General features: G+C 38.7%; 12 protein-coding genes. 8 read left to right on the top strand and 4 right to left on the bottom strand.

The features are described 5' to 3' along the window. The first annotated feature begins 18 nt into the window (after positions 1 to 18). The 4 genes from BBP83_RS05415 (at position 19) to BBP83_RS05400 (ending at position 4,448) form a co-directional block, all read left to right on the top strand. Positions 19 to 1,374, top strand: a complete 1,356-nt coding sequence (locus BBP83_RS05415; RefSeq protein ID WP_068886387.1) for an FAD-dependent oxidoreductase — start codon at positions 19 to 21, stop codon at positions 1,372 to 1,374. Positions 1,375 to 1,385: 11 nt separating this feature from the next. Beyond that, positions 1,386 to 2,702, top strand: coding sequence for an NAD(P)/FAD-dependent oxidoreductase (locus tag BBP83_RS05410; RefSeq protein ID WP_068886386.1), 1,317 nt, complete (start codon positions 1,386 to 1,388; stop codon positions 2,700 to 2,702). A gap of 13 nt (positions 2,703 to 2,715) precedes the next feature. Further along, positions 2,716 to 3,069: an ethanolamine utilization protein EutQ gene (locus BBP83_RS05405; protein WP_068886385.1), complete on the top strand. Its 354-nt coding sequence runs from the start codon at positions 2,716 to 2,718 to the stop codon at positions 3,067 to 3,069. Between the two features lie 206 nt (positions 3,070 to 3,275). Then, positions 3,276 to 4,448, top strand: a complete 1,173-nt coding sequence (locus tag BBP83_RS05400) for a hypothetical protein (RefSeq protein ID WP_068886384.1) — start codon at positions 3,276 to 3,278, stop codon at positions 4,446 to 4,448. Between the two features lie 123 nt (positions 4,449 to 4,571). Here the strand turns inward: BBP83_RS05400 and yddG are convergent, their stop codons facing one another. The 4 genes from yddG to BBP83_RS05380 all read right to left on the bottom strand — a co-directional run bounded on the left by yddG (position 4,572) and on the right by BBP83_RS05380 (position 9,367). After that, a complete protein-coding gene (gene yddG, locus BBP83_RS05395) occupies positions 4,572 to 5,474 on the bottom strand; it encodes an aromatic amino acid DMT transporter YddG (protein ID WP_068886383.1) in 903 nt (300 codons plus the stop codon). 404 nt (positions 5,475 to 5,878) lie between these two features. Beyond that, entirely contained in the window at positions 5,879 to 7,159 is a 1,281-nt protein-coding gene (locus BBP83_RS05390) for a tyrosine-type recombinase/integrase (RefSeq protein WP_068886382.1), read from the bottom strand. A 618-nt stretch (positions 7,160 to 7,777) separates the two neighbouring features. Further along, the gene (locus tag BBP83_RS05385; RefSeq protein WP_068886771.1) at positions 7,778 to 8,776 is read right to left on the bottom strand and encodes an ABC transporter substrate-binding protein; all 999 of its coding nucleotides are present in this window, start codon (positions 8,774 to 8,776) and stop codon (positions 7,778 to 7,780) included. A 3-nt stretch (positions 8,777 to 8,779) separates the two neighbouring features. Further along, positions 8,780 to 9,367 (bottom strand): ANTAR domain-containing response regulator, encoded by a 588-nt coding sequence (locus tag BBP83_RS05380; RefSeq protein ID WP_068886381.1) that lies wholly within the window; start codon positions 9,365 to 9,367, stop codon positions 8,780 to 8,782. Positions 9,368 to 9,878: 511 nt separating this feature from the next. On the opposite strand from BBP83_RS05380, the gene BBP83_RS05375 reads away from it, so the two are divergent. The 4 genes from BBP83_RS05375 (at position 9,879) to BBP83_RS05360 (ending at position 18,387) form a co-directional block, all read left to right on the top strand. Continuing rightward, positions 9,879 to 11,258 (top strand): MFS transporter, encoded by a 1,380-nt coding sequence (locus tag BBP83_RS05375; protein ID WP_068886380.1) that lies wholly within the window; start codon positions 9,879 to 9,881, stop codon positions 11,256 to 11,258. A gap of 35 nt (positions 11,259 to 11,293) precedes the next feature. Beyond that, positions 11,294 to 13,840, top strand: a complete 2,547-nt coding sequence (gene nirB, locus BBP83_RS05370; protein WP_068886379.1) for a nitrite reductase large subunit NirB — start codon at positions 11,294 to 11,296, stop codon at positions 13,838 to 13,840. 49 nt (positions 13,841 to 13,889) lie between these two features. Then, positions 13,890 to 15,524: a nitrite reductase small subunit NirD gene (nirD, locus tag BBP83_RS05365; protein WP_068886378.1), complete on the top strand. Its 1,635-nt coding sequence runs from the start codon at positions 13,890 to 13,892 to the stop codon at positions 15,522 to 15,524. Between the two features lie 70 nt (positions 15,525 to 15,594). Then, positions 15,595 to 18,387 (top strand): nitrate reductase, encoded by a 2,793-nt coding sequence (locus tag BBP83_RS05360; RefSeq protein WP_068886377.1) that lies wholly within the window; start codon positions 15,595 to 15,597, stop codon positions 18,385 to 18,387. The last annotated feature ends 10 nt before the right edge of the window (positions 18,388 to 18,397 follow it).

The following is an 18,397-nucleotide window of genomic DNA, read 5'->3' as shown; positions in this document are numbered from 1 at the left end:
AAAAGGGAAATAGACACGATGAGAAAGTGGTTATGTGTTGTCTGTGGCTGGATTTACGATGAAGCGAAAGGCTGGCCTGATGATGGAATTGCACCAGGTACAAAATGGGAAGACATTCCAGAGGATTGGATGTGCCCAGAATGTCAGGTAGGTAAAGCTGATTTTGAAATGCTTGATATCACAGATGATGTTCTTGAAGAACCTGCAATTGCTAGTTTGAATGTGATTGAACCTATTGTGATAATTGGAAGTGGTCATGCAGGCTATCAATTGGCTTCAGCACTGCGCCAGCAATCTAAAGATGTGTCTATTACCTTATTTACTGCGGATGATGGTGCAATTTATAGCAAACCATCGTTATCGAATGCCTTAGCCTTAGGTAAGGATGGTCCGAGTTTAGTTAGAGAGACCGCCTTAAGTTGGGAACAACGCTTAAATATTCGAGTTTATGCGCATACATTTGTTAAGAAAATTGATCGTGTGAATAAAAAAATTCACACCTCTATTGGTGAATATCCATATGGCCGCTTGGTTTTAGCCACTGGTGCAAGTCCGATTGTTATTCCAATTCAGGGCGATACTTCTCATGTCTATAGTGTGAATGATTTAGCTGATTATCGTCTTTTCCGAGAAAAGTTAGAGGCTAAACAACACGTTACTATTTTAGGTGATGGATTAATCGGATGTGAATTTGCCAATGATCTTGCTGCGCATGGTATTCAAGTGACCGTGGTCGGCTTAGGTCGATCAGCAATGGGACGTTTGATTCCAGAAGAATTAGGTCATGCATTACAAAATGCACTGAATCAAATTGGAGTTGAATGGAAATTACAAAATAGTATTCAGTCAATCCAGAGTGTTAATAACCGTTATCAAGTTCAGTTACAAGATGGGCAGTTATTAGAGACAGACTTGATTTTGAGTGCTGTTGGATTACGCCCAAATATTACATTGGCACAAATGGCGGGTTTAAATACAGCACATGGTATTTGTACAGGTCTTGATCATTGCACCAGTGATAACTCTATTTTTGCTTTAGGTGATTGTGCTGAAGTAGAAGGTCAATGGCTGCCTTACATTAGTCCGATTAATCAGGCAATTCCAGCCTTAGCGGACAATTTATTAGGCAAAATTCAAATGACTCAATTACAAAACAGCCCTGTCATTGTGAAAACACCAATTTTACCGCTTTCACTCCTTCCTGCAATGGGGGATGGAAAATGGCATGTTGAACAACATGAGGGAGAATGGAGTGCCGGTTTTTATGATGACACAGGAAAATTAACTGGTTTTGCCTTATTGGGACGTCAATTACAACAACATCGTAGTCAGTGGCTTGAGAAACTGAATACCCATCAACCATCGATAGTTTAAGGAAGAACAAGATGATTGCTTTACCAAATGATGATAGTACTTGTGGTTGGTACTCAGCCTTACCGCCAGCACCACCTTCTCAGAAGTTGCTTGGGACACAAAAAGCTGACTATGCAATTATTGGTGCGGGTTTTGCGGGATTGGCAGCAGCACGTAGGCTTGCTGAGTTAAAGCCAAATGCACGAATTATTTTAATTGATGCTCAACGTGTTGCAGAAGGTGCATCTGGTCGTAATTCGGGATTTGTGATTGATTTGCCACATAAATTTGCATTAAGTCATCCAGATCCAGCGCATAAGCAAAAATTATTAAGTTTGAACCGAGCAGCAATTGCCCAATTACAGGGTTTGGTCGAAAAATATAAGATCGAATGCCAATGGTCTGCGGCTGGTAAATATCAAGGGGCGATTGGTGAGCGAGGAGAAGCACATCTTAATCACTTTGAACACTTGATGAAAGATCTTGGAGAGCCGTTTCGCTGGGTGGAAAAAGCAGAGCTGAAAAAAGTTTTGGGGACAGATTATTATAGTCGAGCGATTTTTACGCCCAGTTCTTATTTAATGCAACCAGCCGCTTTAGTCCGAGGTATGGGAGATCATTTACCTGAAAACGTAGAATTATTGGAACAATCTCCTGTTCGAAGTTTGAAAAAGAAGAATGGTCAATGGATACTTCAAGGTGATCACGGCATTATAACGACACCAACCGTGTTATTGGCGACCAGTATTTTTACCAAAGAATTCGGTTATTTAAAAAACCGTCTATTACCCGTAATGACTTTTGCAAGTTGGACTCGACCTTTAACTGATGCTGAAATGTCACGTTATCATGGTGAGTTAGATTGGGGACTTACCCCAGCAGATCATGCAGGCACGACCTTACGCATGACGGCAGATCGCCGTATCTTAATTCGTAATACCTATAAACATGTGCCGAAATATGGTGCAAATGTGAGTGATGAAACTCGACGATGGATTCAACAAGACCATCGCAAAGCATATTTAGCTCGTTATCCTGATTTAGCAGATGTTCCATTCACCCACACGTGGGGTGGCGTTTATGCTATTTCTCGTAATTTCACCAATTTCTTTGGTCAGTTGGAAGATGGTGTTTATGCCAGCGCTTGTGACAATGGGGTTGGTGCTGCATGGGGAACAATTTCAGGAACATTACTGGCAGATTTAATTGTAGGTACAGACTCCGCAGCCTTAAAAGATATTCAGTATGTCACTGGTATGCCGAGTTTAAACCCACCAGAACCATTTTTAGGCATTGGGGTAAAAACCCGTATTGCATTTGAAAAGTGGCGAAGTCGTAGTGAATTATAAACAGGATAAAGACATGAAAGAAGTGAAGTTAGTAGATAGTGCCAAGCTTAATTTTAATTTACGTGGCGAAACTCCAGATGGTACTGCTTATGTAGCAAGAGCATTAGGCGAAGATGTTTCACCCAATATGGGAATTGGGTTTGCACGCTGGGAAGGGGCAGAAGTCACTTGGAAAGTTCTTTATGACGAAGTGGTCTTTGTGATTGAGGGATGTTTTGAACTCACAGCCAATGGTCATAAATATGAGGTACGCCCAGGGCAAATGTTGTGGATACCAGAAGGAACAGAACTGATCTATGGTGGACATGCCTTATTTGGTTATGTGGTACATCCTGGAAATTGGAAAGAATTACACGGCTTAGCCTAAATGCTAGGCAATTATTAGAGCCAATTAAAGAGTATCAATTTACATTTATATAATCTTTTTACGTTATAGGTCAAGCCAAGGCCTATAACAATCAATTTCAAAAAATCAAATTTGGGAATTTCTCCTGAAGGGAGAAGTGTTTCCTGAAAAAGTATGAGAAAGCAGGAATAGCTTTTATTCATCTTCATTTAAACAAGGATATGTAAATGAACAAAACGTATTTAAAAGTTGGATTCGGCCTAGTGAGTATTGTCATGACATTGCCTAGTTTTGCTGGTGTAACCTTTGGTGATCCACAAAGCGAATTAGGCGCATTGACAGTATCAGGGGCAGTCCGAGCAAACTATCAAGATAAGCATTATGGTGAACTAGCATCCGATGAGAAAGTGAAATTTGATGCGGCAATTTTACGTTTAGGTTATGAATCTCCTGATTGGTTTGGTCAAGCCGAATATCGTTGTTATCAGTATGATACCTTTTGTGACTTTTCAACTTTGGTTTCAGGTTCTATGGGATATCGCTTAAATTCTACAGATAATATCAGTGTAGGTTTACAACCGATTCCATTTGGGCCAGGGCGCTATTGGGATAGTAGTTTCTATGCAGGCATCAACAATACCATGGGATTACAGGATGCTTTGAATTTAGGCGTGAATTATCACTTTGAAATGCCTTCAGCAACCAAAGTAGACTTAGCTTATTTTGCTACAGACGGTGGAAATTATCACGGTGAAAGTAAAGATGCTGCACGTTATACAGGTAATATGGTGACATCCTCTGATCCACTTAAAACAGATTTAAATGAAAAAAATATGTGGATGGCTCGTGTTGATCAAGAGCTTAAGTTTTTAACTACAGATGATTTGAAAGTCTCGTTAGGTGGAAGTTATTGGCATTCAGATATTGAAAATAAGAAGGCTTCGGCGGATGGTACAAGAAATGCTTGGGTACTATTTAACCGAATTAACTATAAGAATTTGAATATAGTTCTTACAGGTGGGAAACAGTCGATTAGTAATAAAGATGCTTTGAGCCCGAATAGTTCAGCCTTTGGTTCTTTTGATACTGAATATGATATTGCCAATAAAGGCTACTTTTATACTCTAGATACAAGTTATGTCTTTAATAATGTCCGAGATTCTTTCAATATCACCCCATATATGGTGCTGAGTGGGTTTAATAAAAAAGAGCAGGGTTTTGATGACTCACAACGAAATATTGTGGGTGTCGCATGGGGCTATAAAAATGTCTCTTTATATACAGAGTATTTAATGAGTAAGAATGATCCATTTGTCGGTGGAACAACGACCTCTTTAGCAGCAGGTGATGATGGTAAATGGAACAAACTTTTGAATATTATGTTGATATATAATTTTTAGAAATAGACCTTTTTAAAGGGTTAAGCGATTATATTATTTTCAGGAAGCGATTTCGCTTCCTGAAGTTTTGAATAGGAATATCGTTAATATAGGATAAAAATAGTTTTCATTTATCTTTGTCAATCAAGTTGCTAATTTAGTTTGTTGAACTTGATTTTTACGAATAGAAAGCCAACATATCAGTGACCCAATCGTGACAATGATTGCACCATACCAGAAGTTTGTAGATAAACTTGAATGTAAAACAATGACTGAAAATGCTGATGAAAGCATTGGGGAAAAATAGGAAAGCATGACTAATATTGGCATATTACCTTTAATAATACCAACATTCCAAGCTAAATATCCCATTGCAAAAAAGAAAGCATTTAGAATAATTAAGAAATAACTCGTGATAGAGTTAACGTGAGGGAAAGAAAAACCTTGGGTATATAATGTTAAAACCCATAAAGCCACAGCTGTTAAAATAAAATACAACGAAATAGCATTCGTACCATTGCTCTGTTTTTTAGTATAAATACAGTATACCGCCCAGAGTATAGATGCTAATAAAATGAGTAAATAACTTGTTGGATTTTTATAGAAATTATCAATAAAATTCATGTTTGGGTGGTAATTGATCATGATAATGCCAGAAAAACTAATTAGTACACCAACAATAGTTAAAAAATTTACTTTTTCTTCTTTTAAAAAAGTGAGCATTAAAATTATTAATGTTGGCCATAGACTGAAAATAATATTCATTTCTATAGATTTTTCTGATGATTGAGCTAAAGTAATTGAAAATGCGAAACATAACTCAAAAATAACAAACAGTATGCTAGAAATAAATAAGAATTTTTTAGAAACTTTTTTAAAATCAGGTAGGCCGTAAGATAAATATAAAATGATGGCACTGAAAGTATAGACATAAGTAACTGTATATAGTGGGCCAAATTTTTCCGTCGAGAGTCGTAATAGACCAACTAAGGTAGACCATAGTAAAAGAGCTAAAATACCTATACTGGTTCCAATCTGACGATTCATTTTTGCTTGTCTGATTTAAATAAGATTCATGATAATTTTTTACTAGGATATTGAGAAGTTTTATTCACATGATATTTTTTCATATATCGGTGAGTTTTTGTTATGAGGCGCATATTTTTATTAAAAACTGAGTCCATTCTTAGAAAATAGTGATTATCATTACTTCTACTGTGTTGAGCCTACAACTAGCCCATTGTATTAATAAGTGTCCATTTAAAAAATAATATGGTTAAAAATGGTTAAGATAGGATTCATGGATGAAATGATGGGGGATTAAGAAGCATCCTAAATGCTGAGTATAAGTAACTTGAGTTCGTCGAACTCAAGTTAAATTAATCTTTGTTGCACTTCGTCTGAGAATTTAATTTATTTAATATAATATTTTGAATATGTAATCTAATCCATCATTGGACTACTTTTTTATCACAAAATCCAGACCAATCTGCCATCAGTCCCTTACGTTTTTCAAGATAAGCACCGCGTAAATAAGCTGCTTCAACTTCATCTGGTAATTTATGGGCAAGTACGTGTTCACAAACTTCACGAGGGTAATCTGTTTTATCGGCTGACCAGTCACGGAAAGTCGAGCGAAAACCATGTGTAGTAATCACACGATTTTGTTTTGGATCAATATAGCCTAAGCCATTTTCTTTTAACTTCTGTTCATGCATACGTTTGATCAATGTAGTTAAAGACATATCAGAAAGCATTGCACCACTGCGAGGGGCAGGGAATATGAACTCTTGTGGTTGAATATGGTCTTGAATGGATTGAAGTAAACTAATGGCTTGTTGTGATAAGGGAACACGATGTTCCTTTTCTGCTTTCATCCGTTCTTTGGGAATAATCCAAACCTTATTTTTAAAGTCAATTTCTTGCCAAGTGGCTCCAAAGATTTCACCCGACCGACAAGCCGTTAAAATTGCAAATTCTAGTGCTTTGGGTGAAATACCTTTTTTCTGCCTTAAATGCTGAATAAACTCTGTAACCTGTTCATAAGGCAAAGAAGGGTGAGGGCGTGAAACCTGTTTTAGATTACCTAAAATAGGCTCTAAGTTACCTTTCCATTCAGCAGGGTTATCACCTACAAAATATCCCATAGCCTTGGCATAATCAAAAATGGTTTCTATACGACCACGAATACGTTTAGCGGTTTCATTTTTTTCAACCCAGATAGGTTTTAAAACTTCAGCAATATCGACTTTGGTAATTGCGCTAATGCTAAGATTCCCCAAGGTTGGATAAATATAAGTTTCTAGTGTAGTCGTCCATTGCCCGATATGCTTTTGATTTTTAAGCTCACGCGTTTTATTGGCAATAACCACTTTTGCACATTCACTGAATGTTTTGTCACGTAGCTTTTGGATATGTAACTTTTCAAGCTTTTCTCGTTTATGAGCAATTGGATCAATGCCATTTCGAATTTGTAATCGTAGTTCTGTTGCTTTAGTACGAGCTTCAGATAAAGAAACCTCAGGGTAGGGGCCGATACCAATATCACGGCGATGAGGTTTTAGTTTACCTTCTTTATCTAGACGCTTGCCTACAATAGCGCGCAAAATCCAGACGCGAGAATTACCTTCGACATTTAGACATAAGCCATCCACGCCACCTACGGAATATCGACCGGTCTCTTTAATTTTTGCTACACTGAGTGCAGATAGTTCTTTAGACTTCTTTGGCATGTTCTTGCTTACCCCACAACCTACCCCTCATAAAATACTGGAATTGGCTGGATTGGTCAAGACGTCGTTGGATTTAATGTTTTGTATCTAATTGAATAATATATTTTTATAGTATTTGTTTGGACTGTATAGGACTACTGTTATGCGGACACCGCTTCCGCTAAATAGAAAAAAGCCCTTGTGATAACACAAGGGCTTTTTTCTTGCCTGTGATTTTACCCCTCATCAAATTTTGGATTGAAATAGATCAGAACAGACTAGATTGGATAAAGGTGGTGAGATATTTAATTGACTACTAATAAGAATAGCTAGAAATAAAATGAAAGACACAATAAAAGAATAGACAACTGTGAGATCAGATTTTTTGTAAATTTCATTCTAAATAGGTTCTTAAATTATTTTTTATTTCAAATTTATACTTTTGAATAGTCTCCTTATCAATTGGAGGATAAGCCATCCAGCAACCAACATCTTTAATGCCATAAAGAAATCCCATGCCAACCGACATGGGATTTTTTATGCATTTATTTTTTAGAAATTTAAGTCAACAGACTGAAAGAAAAGGATCAGATCATAATTAAAGGTTTATGCAACAAAGCCGTATTTAATACTCAAAGTTTATGTTTTATATAACAGCAAGTAGCAACTTTCAGCAATTCGTGCTATTTCAGCAGGTTTTAACGTAATGTTATCCCATTTGATCATTTGTTCAATAAGCCAATAAAAATCATCTATTTTAGGTGTTGCAGAATCTTTGACTAAATGACGAATGATATTTTGAATGGAATAATATTTCTCTACATGAAGACTTTCTGAGCATTGAAATTGAATAATATTAAATTCAATTAATAGCTCCCAGACTTCATCAAAATTAACCATATCTTTTAACTCTTGTTGAGCTTTAACAATTGCTTGAGTAATCGCTTTAAGCGTATTGGGATATTGTATGGCCCAGTCTTGAGTGAAAGCTAAAACTTTATCTGCGATGTCAGGGATAATCTCCTGACTTGAAGTGACGGGTTGGCTGATACCTGCTAATTCCCCTTGAGTGTTCCAAGGTTCTCCAACACAGAAACCATCAATTAAGTTTTTAGAAATGGCTTCGACCATATAGGGTGGGGGAAGTGTTAGGAGATTACATTGTTTAGCGGTTTCATGATCTGCAAGTGCGAGCCATTGTCGTAGACAATAGTGGTGTATAGATTGCTTAAATACATTTGCCAAACGTATTTTCTGCCCATTTTTTAGGGCGAGAACAATTTTTTGAGCAGATTGTTCAGCAGAATCTTGGTGAGAAATATTGAGTTGATGGCAAAGCTTTTGGCTGAGTGAAATAAAAGCACGATTTTGGCTCAAGACCAAATTGGTTTGTAGTGGAATACCGAGCTGATCCTCACCTAAAGCCGCTGCAGGAAGCATGGCTGATAAGCAATGAGCGACATCTAAAACACCAAAAGCCAAACGATCTCTTAGGCTCGCCCAAGAGGCTTCTTTGATTAAATTAACGTCTAGACCTTGTTCATCAAAAAAACCGCGCTGTTTTGCCCAAAGTATTGCAACGCAATCGAGTAAAGGAATATAGCCAATTTGGATTTTAGTTTTTTCTAAATCTGTCATCATCTAATCCTTCAATTGATTTTGTAAAAGTTGTTGAGCGTCTAGTAAACGACGAGCCATTTCACCAATGGTCATACGGTGGCTCATGGCATTTTTACGCAATAGCTGAAAAGCATGTTCTTCGTTTAAACTATGTAATTGCATCAGTAAAACTTTAGCTTTTTCTAAATCTTTGCGGTCAGCTAGTTTATTTTTAGTATCTTTAAGATCGGTCATTAATTTTTTATGTTTTTTGAATTGTTCGATGGAAATTTCTAAAATATTTTCCAGTTTACTTGGATCAATACCATCCACAATATACGCTGTGACTCCTGCATCTATAGCATTTTTAATTGTATCTTTATGGCTATTCTTAGTGAATAAGACAGTAGGTAAATCAAATTGACTGACACAGCTTTCAATGATGTCTCGATGTGGATGATCCATGTCCAGTAAAATCACATCTGCATGTAATTGTTGCAGATCGAACATAGTTAAATGATCAATCATTAGGCATGCCACGACTTCGAAGTCATGTTCGATCAGTGATTTTTTGATGTACTGCGCCCGATCCAGATCGTCATCAATTAAAGCTATTTTTAGTTTTGGCATTGGAAAATGGCTGAAACTTAAAAAATTATAGCTATAAACAAGCAAATAAGATGCCAGTCATACTGTTTCTTATAAACCTTAAGCACTTATTTGGATGGATAGATTATTCGTTATATATTTCAATAATATAAAGCTTAAATAAAAGATTTTATACAAAATTTATAAATATATAAAATTATGAAAAATAATGGCTTATGGGGTATGCATCATCATGATGCACTTGATTAGCGCAAGATGAACATTAACAAAGCATTTTTAAAGTCATCATTATTTTAATTTAGGTATCTTAAATAACAGTAAAATAGAGTTTAAAAAATAATAAATATATAAAAATCAAATAATTAAATTTTTATTTAAAGCATTGGCACACTAAGTGCATTATCTATTTCGAGTCAAAGACGACTCTCATAAGAAATTTGTAAGACGGCCAACGATGTCCGCTCTGATCGCTCTGAGATGCAATGTCTGCATCACAGAAAACCCACACGTTCAGTTCAGGTAGGAAAAGGTTATGTCTTCAAATTTAGATGCTAAGAAAGCTACAAAAATAAGTCTTTTAAATTTTAATAGCGCAGCGATGCGAGCCTTCCACATGAGTTGGCTCGCTTTTTTTGTCTGTTTCTTTGCATGGTTTGCCTGTGCACCACTCATGCCTGTGATTGCAGGTGAATTTCATCTGACTAAAGATCAAATTGCCAATATTAATATTGCAGCAGTTGCGATTACCATTTTAGTTCGTCTGATTGTTGGCCCACTTTGTGACAAATACGGGCCACGTAAAACTTATACCGCACTATTAATCATCGGCAGTATTCCTGTGTTTGGTGTGGCATCTGCCAACAGTTATGAATCCTTCTTATTTTTCCGCTTACTCATTGGTGCAATTGGTGCCAGTTTTGTAATTACGCAATATCACACCAGCATTATGTTTGCACCGAATGTCGTAGGAACAGCAAATGCAACCACAGCAGGTTGGGGAAATGCAGGTGGTGGTGCGACACAGGCTTTAATGCCCTTAATGTTAGCGGCTTTAGTGATGTTTGGTGTTGAACAGGCAATGGGTTGGAGAATTGCGCTGATTGTGCCGGGCGTATTGATGTTGCTTGTTGGTGTGATGTATTGGAAATTTACGCAAGATTGCCCACAAGGCGATTTTAAAGAATTACGTGCACAAGGTATTCAAGTCGGCAGTGATAAAAAAGGTGGCATTGCGATTTTAATGCACGCTGCACGTAACTATCGCGTTTGGATTCTCTTTGGGGCGTATGCGGCATGTTTTGGTATTGAAATTTTTATTCATAACATTATTGCTCTGTACTACGTCGATAATTTTCAGTTTGGTTTAAAAGAAGCAGGATTGGCAGCAGGAATTTTCGGTTTACTTGCTTTATTTGCTCGTGCTTTAGGTGGCATTGTTTCAGATAAAGTCGCAACAAAAAAAGGTTTGGATGGTCGTACTAAAGTACTTTTCCTGATGATCTTGATGGAAGGTGTATTTTTGGTGGTCTTCTCTCAAATGAATACTGCGGTTTTTGCCATCCTCGCAATGACAGTATTTGCACTATTTACGCATATGGCATGTGGTGCCACCTATGCACTTGTTCCATTTATTGACCGTGATGCTTTAGGTGGTGTGGCAGGCATTATTGGTGCAGGCGGTAATGTCGGAGCAGTGGCAGCAGGTTTCTTATTGAAAGGTATGCTTGATATTCAAACTACATTGATGGTGTTGGGTGGTTTGGTGGTGATCGCTGCAAGTTGTGTCTTGATGATTCGTTTCTCGGTTGAACATAAAGAAAAAGAACAAAAATTGTTTGAAGCCGCTGTTCTTGAGCGCCACGATCTTGAACAAAGCCTTGCACAAAGCACTAAACAAAATCACGCAGCTTAATCGCAAAAAAATAAGAAAATTTGAGGAGAATTGAAATGAAATTAGTCATGATTGGTCACGGTATGGTGGGTCACAAATTTATCGAATCGGTGCTTGAGCATGCAGGCGATGAAGTGGAAATCACCATCCTTGCTGAAGAATCTCGTTTAGCCTATGACCGTGTGCATTTAACTGAATATTTCTCAGGAAAATCTGTCAAAGATTTAACCTTATGCCGTAGTGATTTTGCAGATGCTTATGGAATAGATTTGCGTTTAAGCACCAAAGCGGTTGCCATTGATCGTATCAATAAAAGCATTACAACCAATCATGGTGATGTGATTGCCTATGATAAATTGATCTTAGCAACAGGTTCTTATGCTTTTGTTCCACCGATTCCGGGCAATGAACGTAAAAATTGCTTTGTATATCGGACAATTGATGACCTTGATGCCATTCGTGCTGCAAGTTTAAATGCTAAAACAGGTGTGGTCATTGGTGGTGGTCTGCTTGGATTAGAAGCAGCCAAAGCATTAAGAGATTTAGATTTAGACACCCATGTGGTGGAATTTGCACCCCGTTTAATGGCGGTACAAATTGATGATTTGGGCGGCAAAGTTTTACGTTCAAAAATCGAAAATTTAGGCGTGAAAGTCCATACCCAAAAAGCGACATCATCCATTGAAGAGGGTACATCAACCACACATGTGATGAAGTTTGGTGATGGTTCAGAGCTTGAAACAGACATCATTCTCTTCTCCGCAGGCATTCGCCCACGTGATGAATTGGCGCGTCAAAGTGGTTTGAACATGGGGGAGCGTGGCGGAATCAGTATTAATGATTATTGCCAAACCTCAGATGAAGACATTTACGCCATTGGTGAATGTGCATTATGGCAAAATAAAATTTATGGTTTGGTTGCACCTGGCTATGACATGGCACGTATTGCAGCCAAGCACGTGATGTCACAAACAAGCACTGCATTTTTAGGTGCAGACATGAGCACCAAGCTGAAACTAATGGGTGTTGATGTGGCATCAGTCGGTGATGCACACGCCATAACACCGAATGCACTCAGTTATTTTTATGCAGATGAAGATGCCATGATTTATAAAAAAATCGTGGTGAATGCTGAAAAAACTAAACTTTTGGGTGCAGTTTTGGTTGGTTGTGCCAAAGAATATAACGACCTTTTACAAATGATGCTGAATGGCTTGGCTGTTCCAGAAAGCCCTGAAAGTTTGATTATGCCAGGGTATACCAATGCACCTTCTAAAAGTGGCGGAAGTGGTGTTGATTTACTGCCCGACAGCGCAACGATTTGTTCATGTAATAATGTGTCTAAAGCAGATATTTGTTCGGCAATTGCAGAGGGTTCAACCTCATTGGGTGCACTAAAAAAATGCACCAAAGCCGCAACGGCGTGTGGCGGTTGTTCAGCCTTGGTGACACAGGTTTTAAAATCTGAATTACAGCGTCAAGGGGTAACGGTTAATAATCATCTATGTGAGCATTTTGCCTATTCACGTCAAGAGCTCTATCACTTGGTGCGAGTCAATGAAATTAAAACCTTTGGTGATTTAATCCATCAACATGGGCATGGTTTAGGTTGTGATATTTGTAAACCAACGGTAGCGAATATTTTAGCATCTTGTTGGAACGATTTTGTTTTAAAACCCACTCATGCAGGTCTACAGGACAGTAATGATTATTACTTGGGCAACATTCAAAAAGATGGCTCTTATTCGGTTGTGCCACGAATCGCAGGAGGGGAAATTACCCCTGAAGGTTTAATTGCCATTGGGCAAGTAGCGAAAGATTATGGCTTGTATACCAAAATAACAGGTGGGCAACGCATTGATTTATTTGGGGTGCAAGTGCATCAATTGCCTGATATTTGGGAAAAACTCATCAATGCAGGCTTTGAATCAGGTCATGCCTACGGTAAATCACTACGTACCGTTAAATCTTGCGTGGGTCGTACATGGTGTCGTTATGGCGTTGATGATTCTATGGCCTTAGCGATCTTTTTAGAGAATCGTTATAAGGGTTTACGTTCACCACATAAACTTAAAATGGCGGTTTCAGGCTGTACCCGTGAGTGTGCTGAAGCACAAAGTAAAGATGTCGGTGTGATTGCTACAGAACGAGGTTGGAATTTATACGTCTGTGGTAATGGTGGGATGAAACCTCGTCATGCAGAATTATTGGCTTCCGACTTGGATACGGAAACTTTAATTCGCTATATCGACCGTTTCTTTATGTTCTATGTGCAAACCGCAGACCGTTTACAACGAACTTCAGTATGGCGTGACAACATGGAAGGGGGCTTGGATTATCTAAAAGCCGTCGTGATTGATGATTCTTTAGACATAGCGGATGAATTGGAACGCCGTATGTCGCACGTGGTTGGCACTTATCAGGATGAATGGCGTACTGCAATTGAAGACCCTGAAGTACGTAAACGCTTTATCACCTTTATTAATGCAAAAGCTGAACAACAAAATGATCCACATATTCAGTTTGCCTCTGAACGTGGGCAAATCCGTCCAAAAACCACAGCAGAACGTGATGTGAGCCGTATTGCGATGGTTGAAGCTTAAGCGGTTGAAAGCTAAGTATTTGCACTGAATAAAATCAAGGAGAATTTGCATGACTATTTTAAAAAGCGTGAATCCAATCGCTGAATTAGATTGGATTAAAGTCTGCCAACTCGATGATATCACGCCGAATACAGGCGTTGGAGCAATCATCAATCAGCAACAAATTGCTTTATTCCGTGTCGGGAATGAAAAGCGAATATATGCTTTAAGCAACCAAGACCCTTTTAGCCAAGCTTTTGTGATGTCACGGGGAATTTTGGGTGATTTACAAGGTGAACGTGTAGTCGCATCGCCAATTTATAAGCAACATTTTAGTTTAGCGACGGGGCGTTGTTTAGAGGATAAAGAACAGAAACTATTGGTATTTCCAAGCAAAATTGAAAATGGCGATGTTTTTGTCTGCCCGATAGCACAAAAAACCTATATTACCAATAATGTGGCATCGCAAGAAAAAACCAAACTTGTTTTGGTTGGTAATGGTTTGGCAGGTATGCGTTGCTTGGAAGATTTATTAGATATGGCACCTGATCGTTATGATATTACCGTGATCGGTGAAGAACCATGGGGTAATTATAACCGCATTATGTTGTCGCCTGTTTTGTCAGGTGAAAAAACCATTGAAGATATTATGTTGCATCCATATTCATGGTATCAGTCGAAAAATATCAATTTTATTGCCGATGATCCTGCTGTGAAAATTGATCGCCCACGGAAGCAAGTCTATACCCAAAAAGGTCAGGTAGTGGATTATGACCGTTTGATTTTAGCCACAGGTTCAAAACCCTTTATTCCGCCTATTTCAGGTGCAGATTTAACAGGTGTAATCAGCTTCCGTGATATTTACGATGTGAAGACCATGCTTGATTATTGCAAAAACAAAAAAAATGCGGTGGTGATTGGTGGTGGATTGTTGGGGCTTGAAGCAGCCTATGGTTTAAAGCAACGAGGAATGAATGTCACCGTATTGCATTTGATGGATCGAATTATGGAGCGTCAGCTTGATAGTAGAGCAAGTGTAATGCTGCGTCACAGTATTGAAGCGAAAGGTATTTCGATCATCACTGAAGCCAATACCGCAGAATTGATGGGTCAGGATGGGCATGTCAGTCAGATTAAACTGAAAGATGGCACAATCATCGATGCAGATTTAGTCGTGTTTGCTGTCGGTATTCGCCCCAATATTACTTTGGCACAAAGTGCAGGCTTGCGTTGCAATCGTGGCGTGATGGTAAATGACACCATGCAGACTTTTGACCCAAGTATTTATGCGGTCGGTGAATGTATTGAACATCGTAATCAAACTTTTGGATTGGTTGAGCCATTGTGGGGGCAAGCTTTTATTTGCGCGACTCATTTGGCAGAGCATGGCAGTTTAACTTTTAAAGCGCCAACTGTACCCACGCAGTTAAAAGTCAGTGGCTGTGATGTGTTTTCTGCAGGTCGAATTGATTTGGAAAATAGTGAATCAGCCGAAGATTATGAAGACATTATTCTGAATGATGAAAAACGTCAGATTTACAAACGCATCATTATTCAAAAAGACAAAATGATTGGTGCTGTGTTGTTTGGTGATACCGAAGACGGTGCTTGGTATGCAGAATTGATTGCAGATCAAAGCTCAATTTCAAGTATTCGCAATAAATTACTGTTTGGTCGAGATTTTGCATTAAAACAAGCAGGGTGATGAGAACCTCCCCCAAACCCCTCCTAAAAGGAGGGGGAATTAAAAAAGCAATTTAGATTAAGGAGCATCCATGAAGAGTATCCCCATGATGGAACTGCACGGCTCCACAGAAAGTCATACTGACAATAATATTAAAACCACAGATTCTACGTGCCCATACTGTGGTGTGGGTTGTGGCGTGACGGCTACGGTACAAACGGGGACTTTGGGGCAAAAAGTCACGGTCACAGGGAATATTCATCATCCTGCCAATTTTGGGAAATTGTGTATTAAAGGCAGTAATTTAGCCGATACACTTGGTTTGGAAAGTCGTGTTTTACAGCCGATGATAGGGCGAAAAGAACAACGAGAAAAATCTGATTGGGATACAGTCACTACAAAAATTGCAGAGAAATTTCAGCATTGTATTGATCAGTATGGGCGTGAAAGTGTTGCTTTTTATGTGTCGGGGCAATTGTTGACTGAAGATTATTATGTCGTCAATAAATTTGTGAAAGGTTATTTGGGTACAGCTAATATCGACACCAATTCACGACTGTGCATGTCTTCTGCTGTCGCAGCACATAAACGTGCTTTCGGGGAAGATATTGTCCCTGCAAGTTATGAAGATTTTGAACATACCAATATGGTGGTTTTGGTTGGTTCAAACACAGCTTGGTGTCATCCTGTTTTATATCAACGGATTATGAAAGCCAAAGAAGAGCGGGATTTATTCGTGGTGGTGATAGACCCACGTTTTACTGCAACCTGTGAAGCCGCAGACTTACACTTACCGATTTTACCCAGACAGGATGTCGCACTGTTTAATGGTCTATTGCAATATTTGCATCAAAATGATGCAACCGATGCCGATTTTGTCACAGCACATACCCAAGGTTTAACAGCTGCTTTGGACAGTAGCCACAGTGAATCCTCTATTTACGACGTGGCAAAAAAAACAGGAATTTCTCTCGAAAAATTAGAATTGTTTTATCAAAAGTTTGCTCAGACTGAAAAAGTCATGACTTTATTTTCGATGGGGGTTAATCAATCTTCACAAGGCGTAAATAAAGCCAACAGTATTATCAACTGTCATCTGTTAACAGGGAAAATTGGCAAACTTGGTGCTGCACCATTTTCAATGACAGGACAGCCAAATGCGATGGGTGGTCGTGAGGTTGGCGGGCTTGCCAATATGTTGGCGGCGCATATGGAGATTGAAAATCCTAAACATCAACAATTGGTTCAGGAATTTTGGAATAGTCCATACATTGCACAAAAAGCAGGTTTAAAGGCAGTTGATTTATTTGAAGCTGTTGAAGCAGGTGAAATTAAAGCGATTTGGATTATGGCGACCAATCCTGTGGTGAGTTTACCCAATGCTGATCAAGTAAAGCGTGCTTTAGAAAAGTGTGAGTTTGTGGTGGTATCTGATATTTGTGCAGAAACAGATACGACACAATATGCAGATGTGCTTTTACCTGCACTGGCATGGGGCGAAAAAGAAGGTACGGTCACGAATTCAGAACGACGTATTTCTCGTCAGAATGCTTTTTTAGATGCACCTGAGCAAACTAAGCCAGATTGGTGGGCAATTGCGCAAGTGGCAAAAAAAATGGGTTTTGATGGCTTTGATTTCACCAGTAGCCATGACATTTTTACAGAACATGCACAATTATCGGCCTATCAAAATGTAGAACTGACCAACAGAACGGATGAAACTATTTTTCGATATTTTAATTTAAAGGGATTAACAAATTTAAGCATCACTGATTATCAAAATTTAGCACCGATTCAATGGCCTGTATGGTCAAGCGAACAAAAAGAAGATGCTGTGGCGCGTTTGTATGCTGATGGACATTTCAGTCATGCCGATGGGAAAGCCAAATTTATTGCCACGTCCGTCGTTCATCCTGTACATCAAACCGACAGTGAATACCCCTTGATTTTAAATACAGGTCGAATTCGGGACCAATGGCATACTATGACCCGTACAGGTTTATCCGCCAATTTAAGTACCCATAAAGCTGAACCCTATTGCGAGATTCATCCTCAGGATGCTTTGAAGTTTGGTTTAAAAGACACTGAATTGGTTGAAGTAAAATCGAAATGGGGCAGTTGTATCTTACGTGTCGTGCTGAGCGATAAAATCCGCCGTGGACAGGTTTTTGCCCCCATTCATTGGACAGAGCAAACAGCATCCGATGCGAGAATTGGTAAAGTGGTCAATCCTGTGGTGGATGCAATTTCGGGCGAGCCTGAATTTAAACATACACCTGTCATTATTCAGCCTTTTTATACACAGTGGCAAGGCGTGTTATATGTTCGTCAAGGTTTTGAACATTATACAAAAAATGCAGTGGATAAAATGGTGTGGTGGACCAAAATTACCACAGCAAAAGCCACCCGTTATGAGTTGGCAGATCGTCGAAAAATGTCTGCGACCACTGAAAAGCTCAAAGAACTTTTAGCTTTTGAGGATGAAAGTTTTGAGTGGCTGAATGTAGAAGATCCATCGGCATATATCAGTCATAACATTGTGCTTAGAAATGGCATTTTAATTGCAAGTTTATATATTGCACCTAAAGCTTTATTGCCTGATCGGGATTGGGTTGCAAGTTTGTTTAAGCGGGAACGCTTGAGTGCGATGCACCGTAAAGCCTTACTTGCAGGGCAACCGATGTCGATGGGGAACAGTGAGGGGGCTTTGGTTTGTAGTTGTTTTAAAGTCGGGAAAAACCGCATGATTGAAACCATCAAAGCCAAAAATATCACCGATGAAAAACAAGTCACAGCGTGTTTAAAAGCTGGTGGAAATTGTGGTTCATGTCTACCTGAAATTCGTGGTTTGATTAAAATCTGTCAGATGGAGGCACGGTTATGAACATGAAAAT

Origin of the sequence: Acinetobacter celticus, assembly GCF_001707755.1 — a bacterium.
Taxonomy (GTDB): Bacteria; Pseudomonadota; Gammaproteobacteria; order Pseudomonadales; family Moraxellaceae; genus Acinetobacter; species Acinetobacter celticus.
Note: the sequence above shows the minus strand (reverse complement) of the source record. Positions and strands in the feature narration are given on the sequence as shown.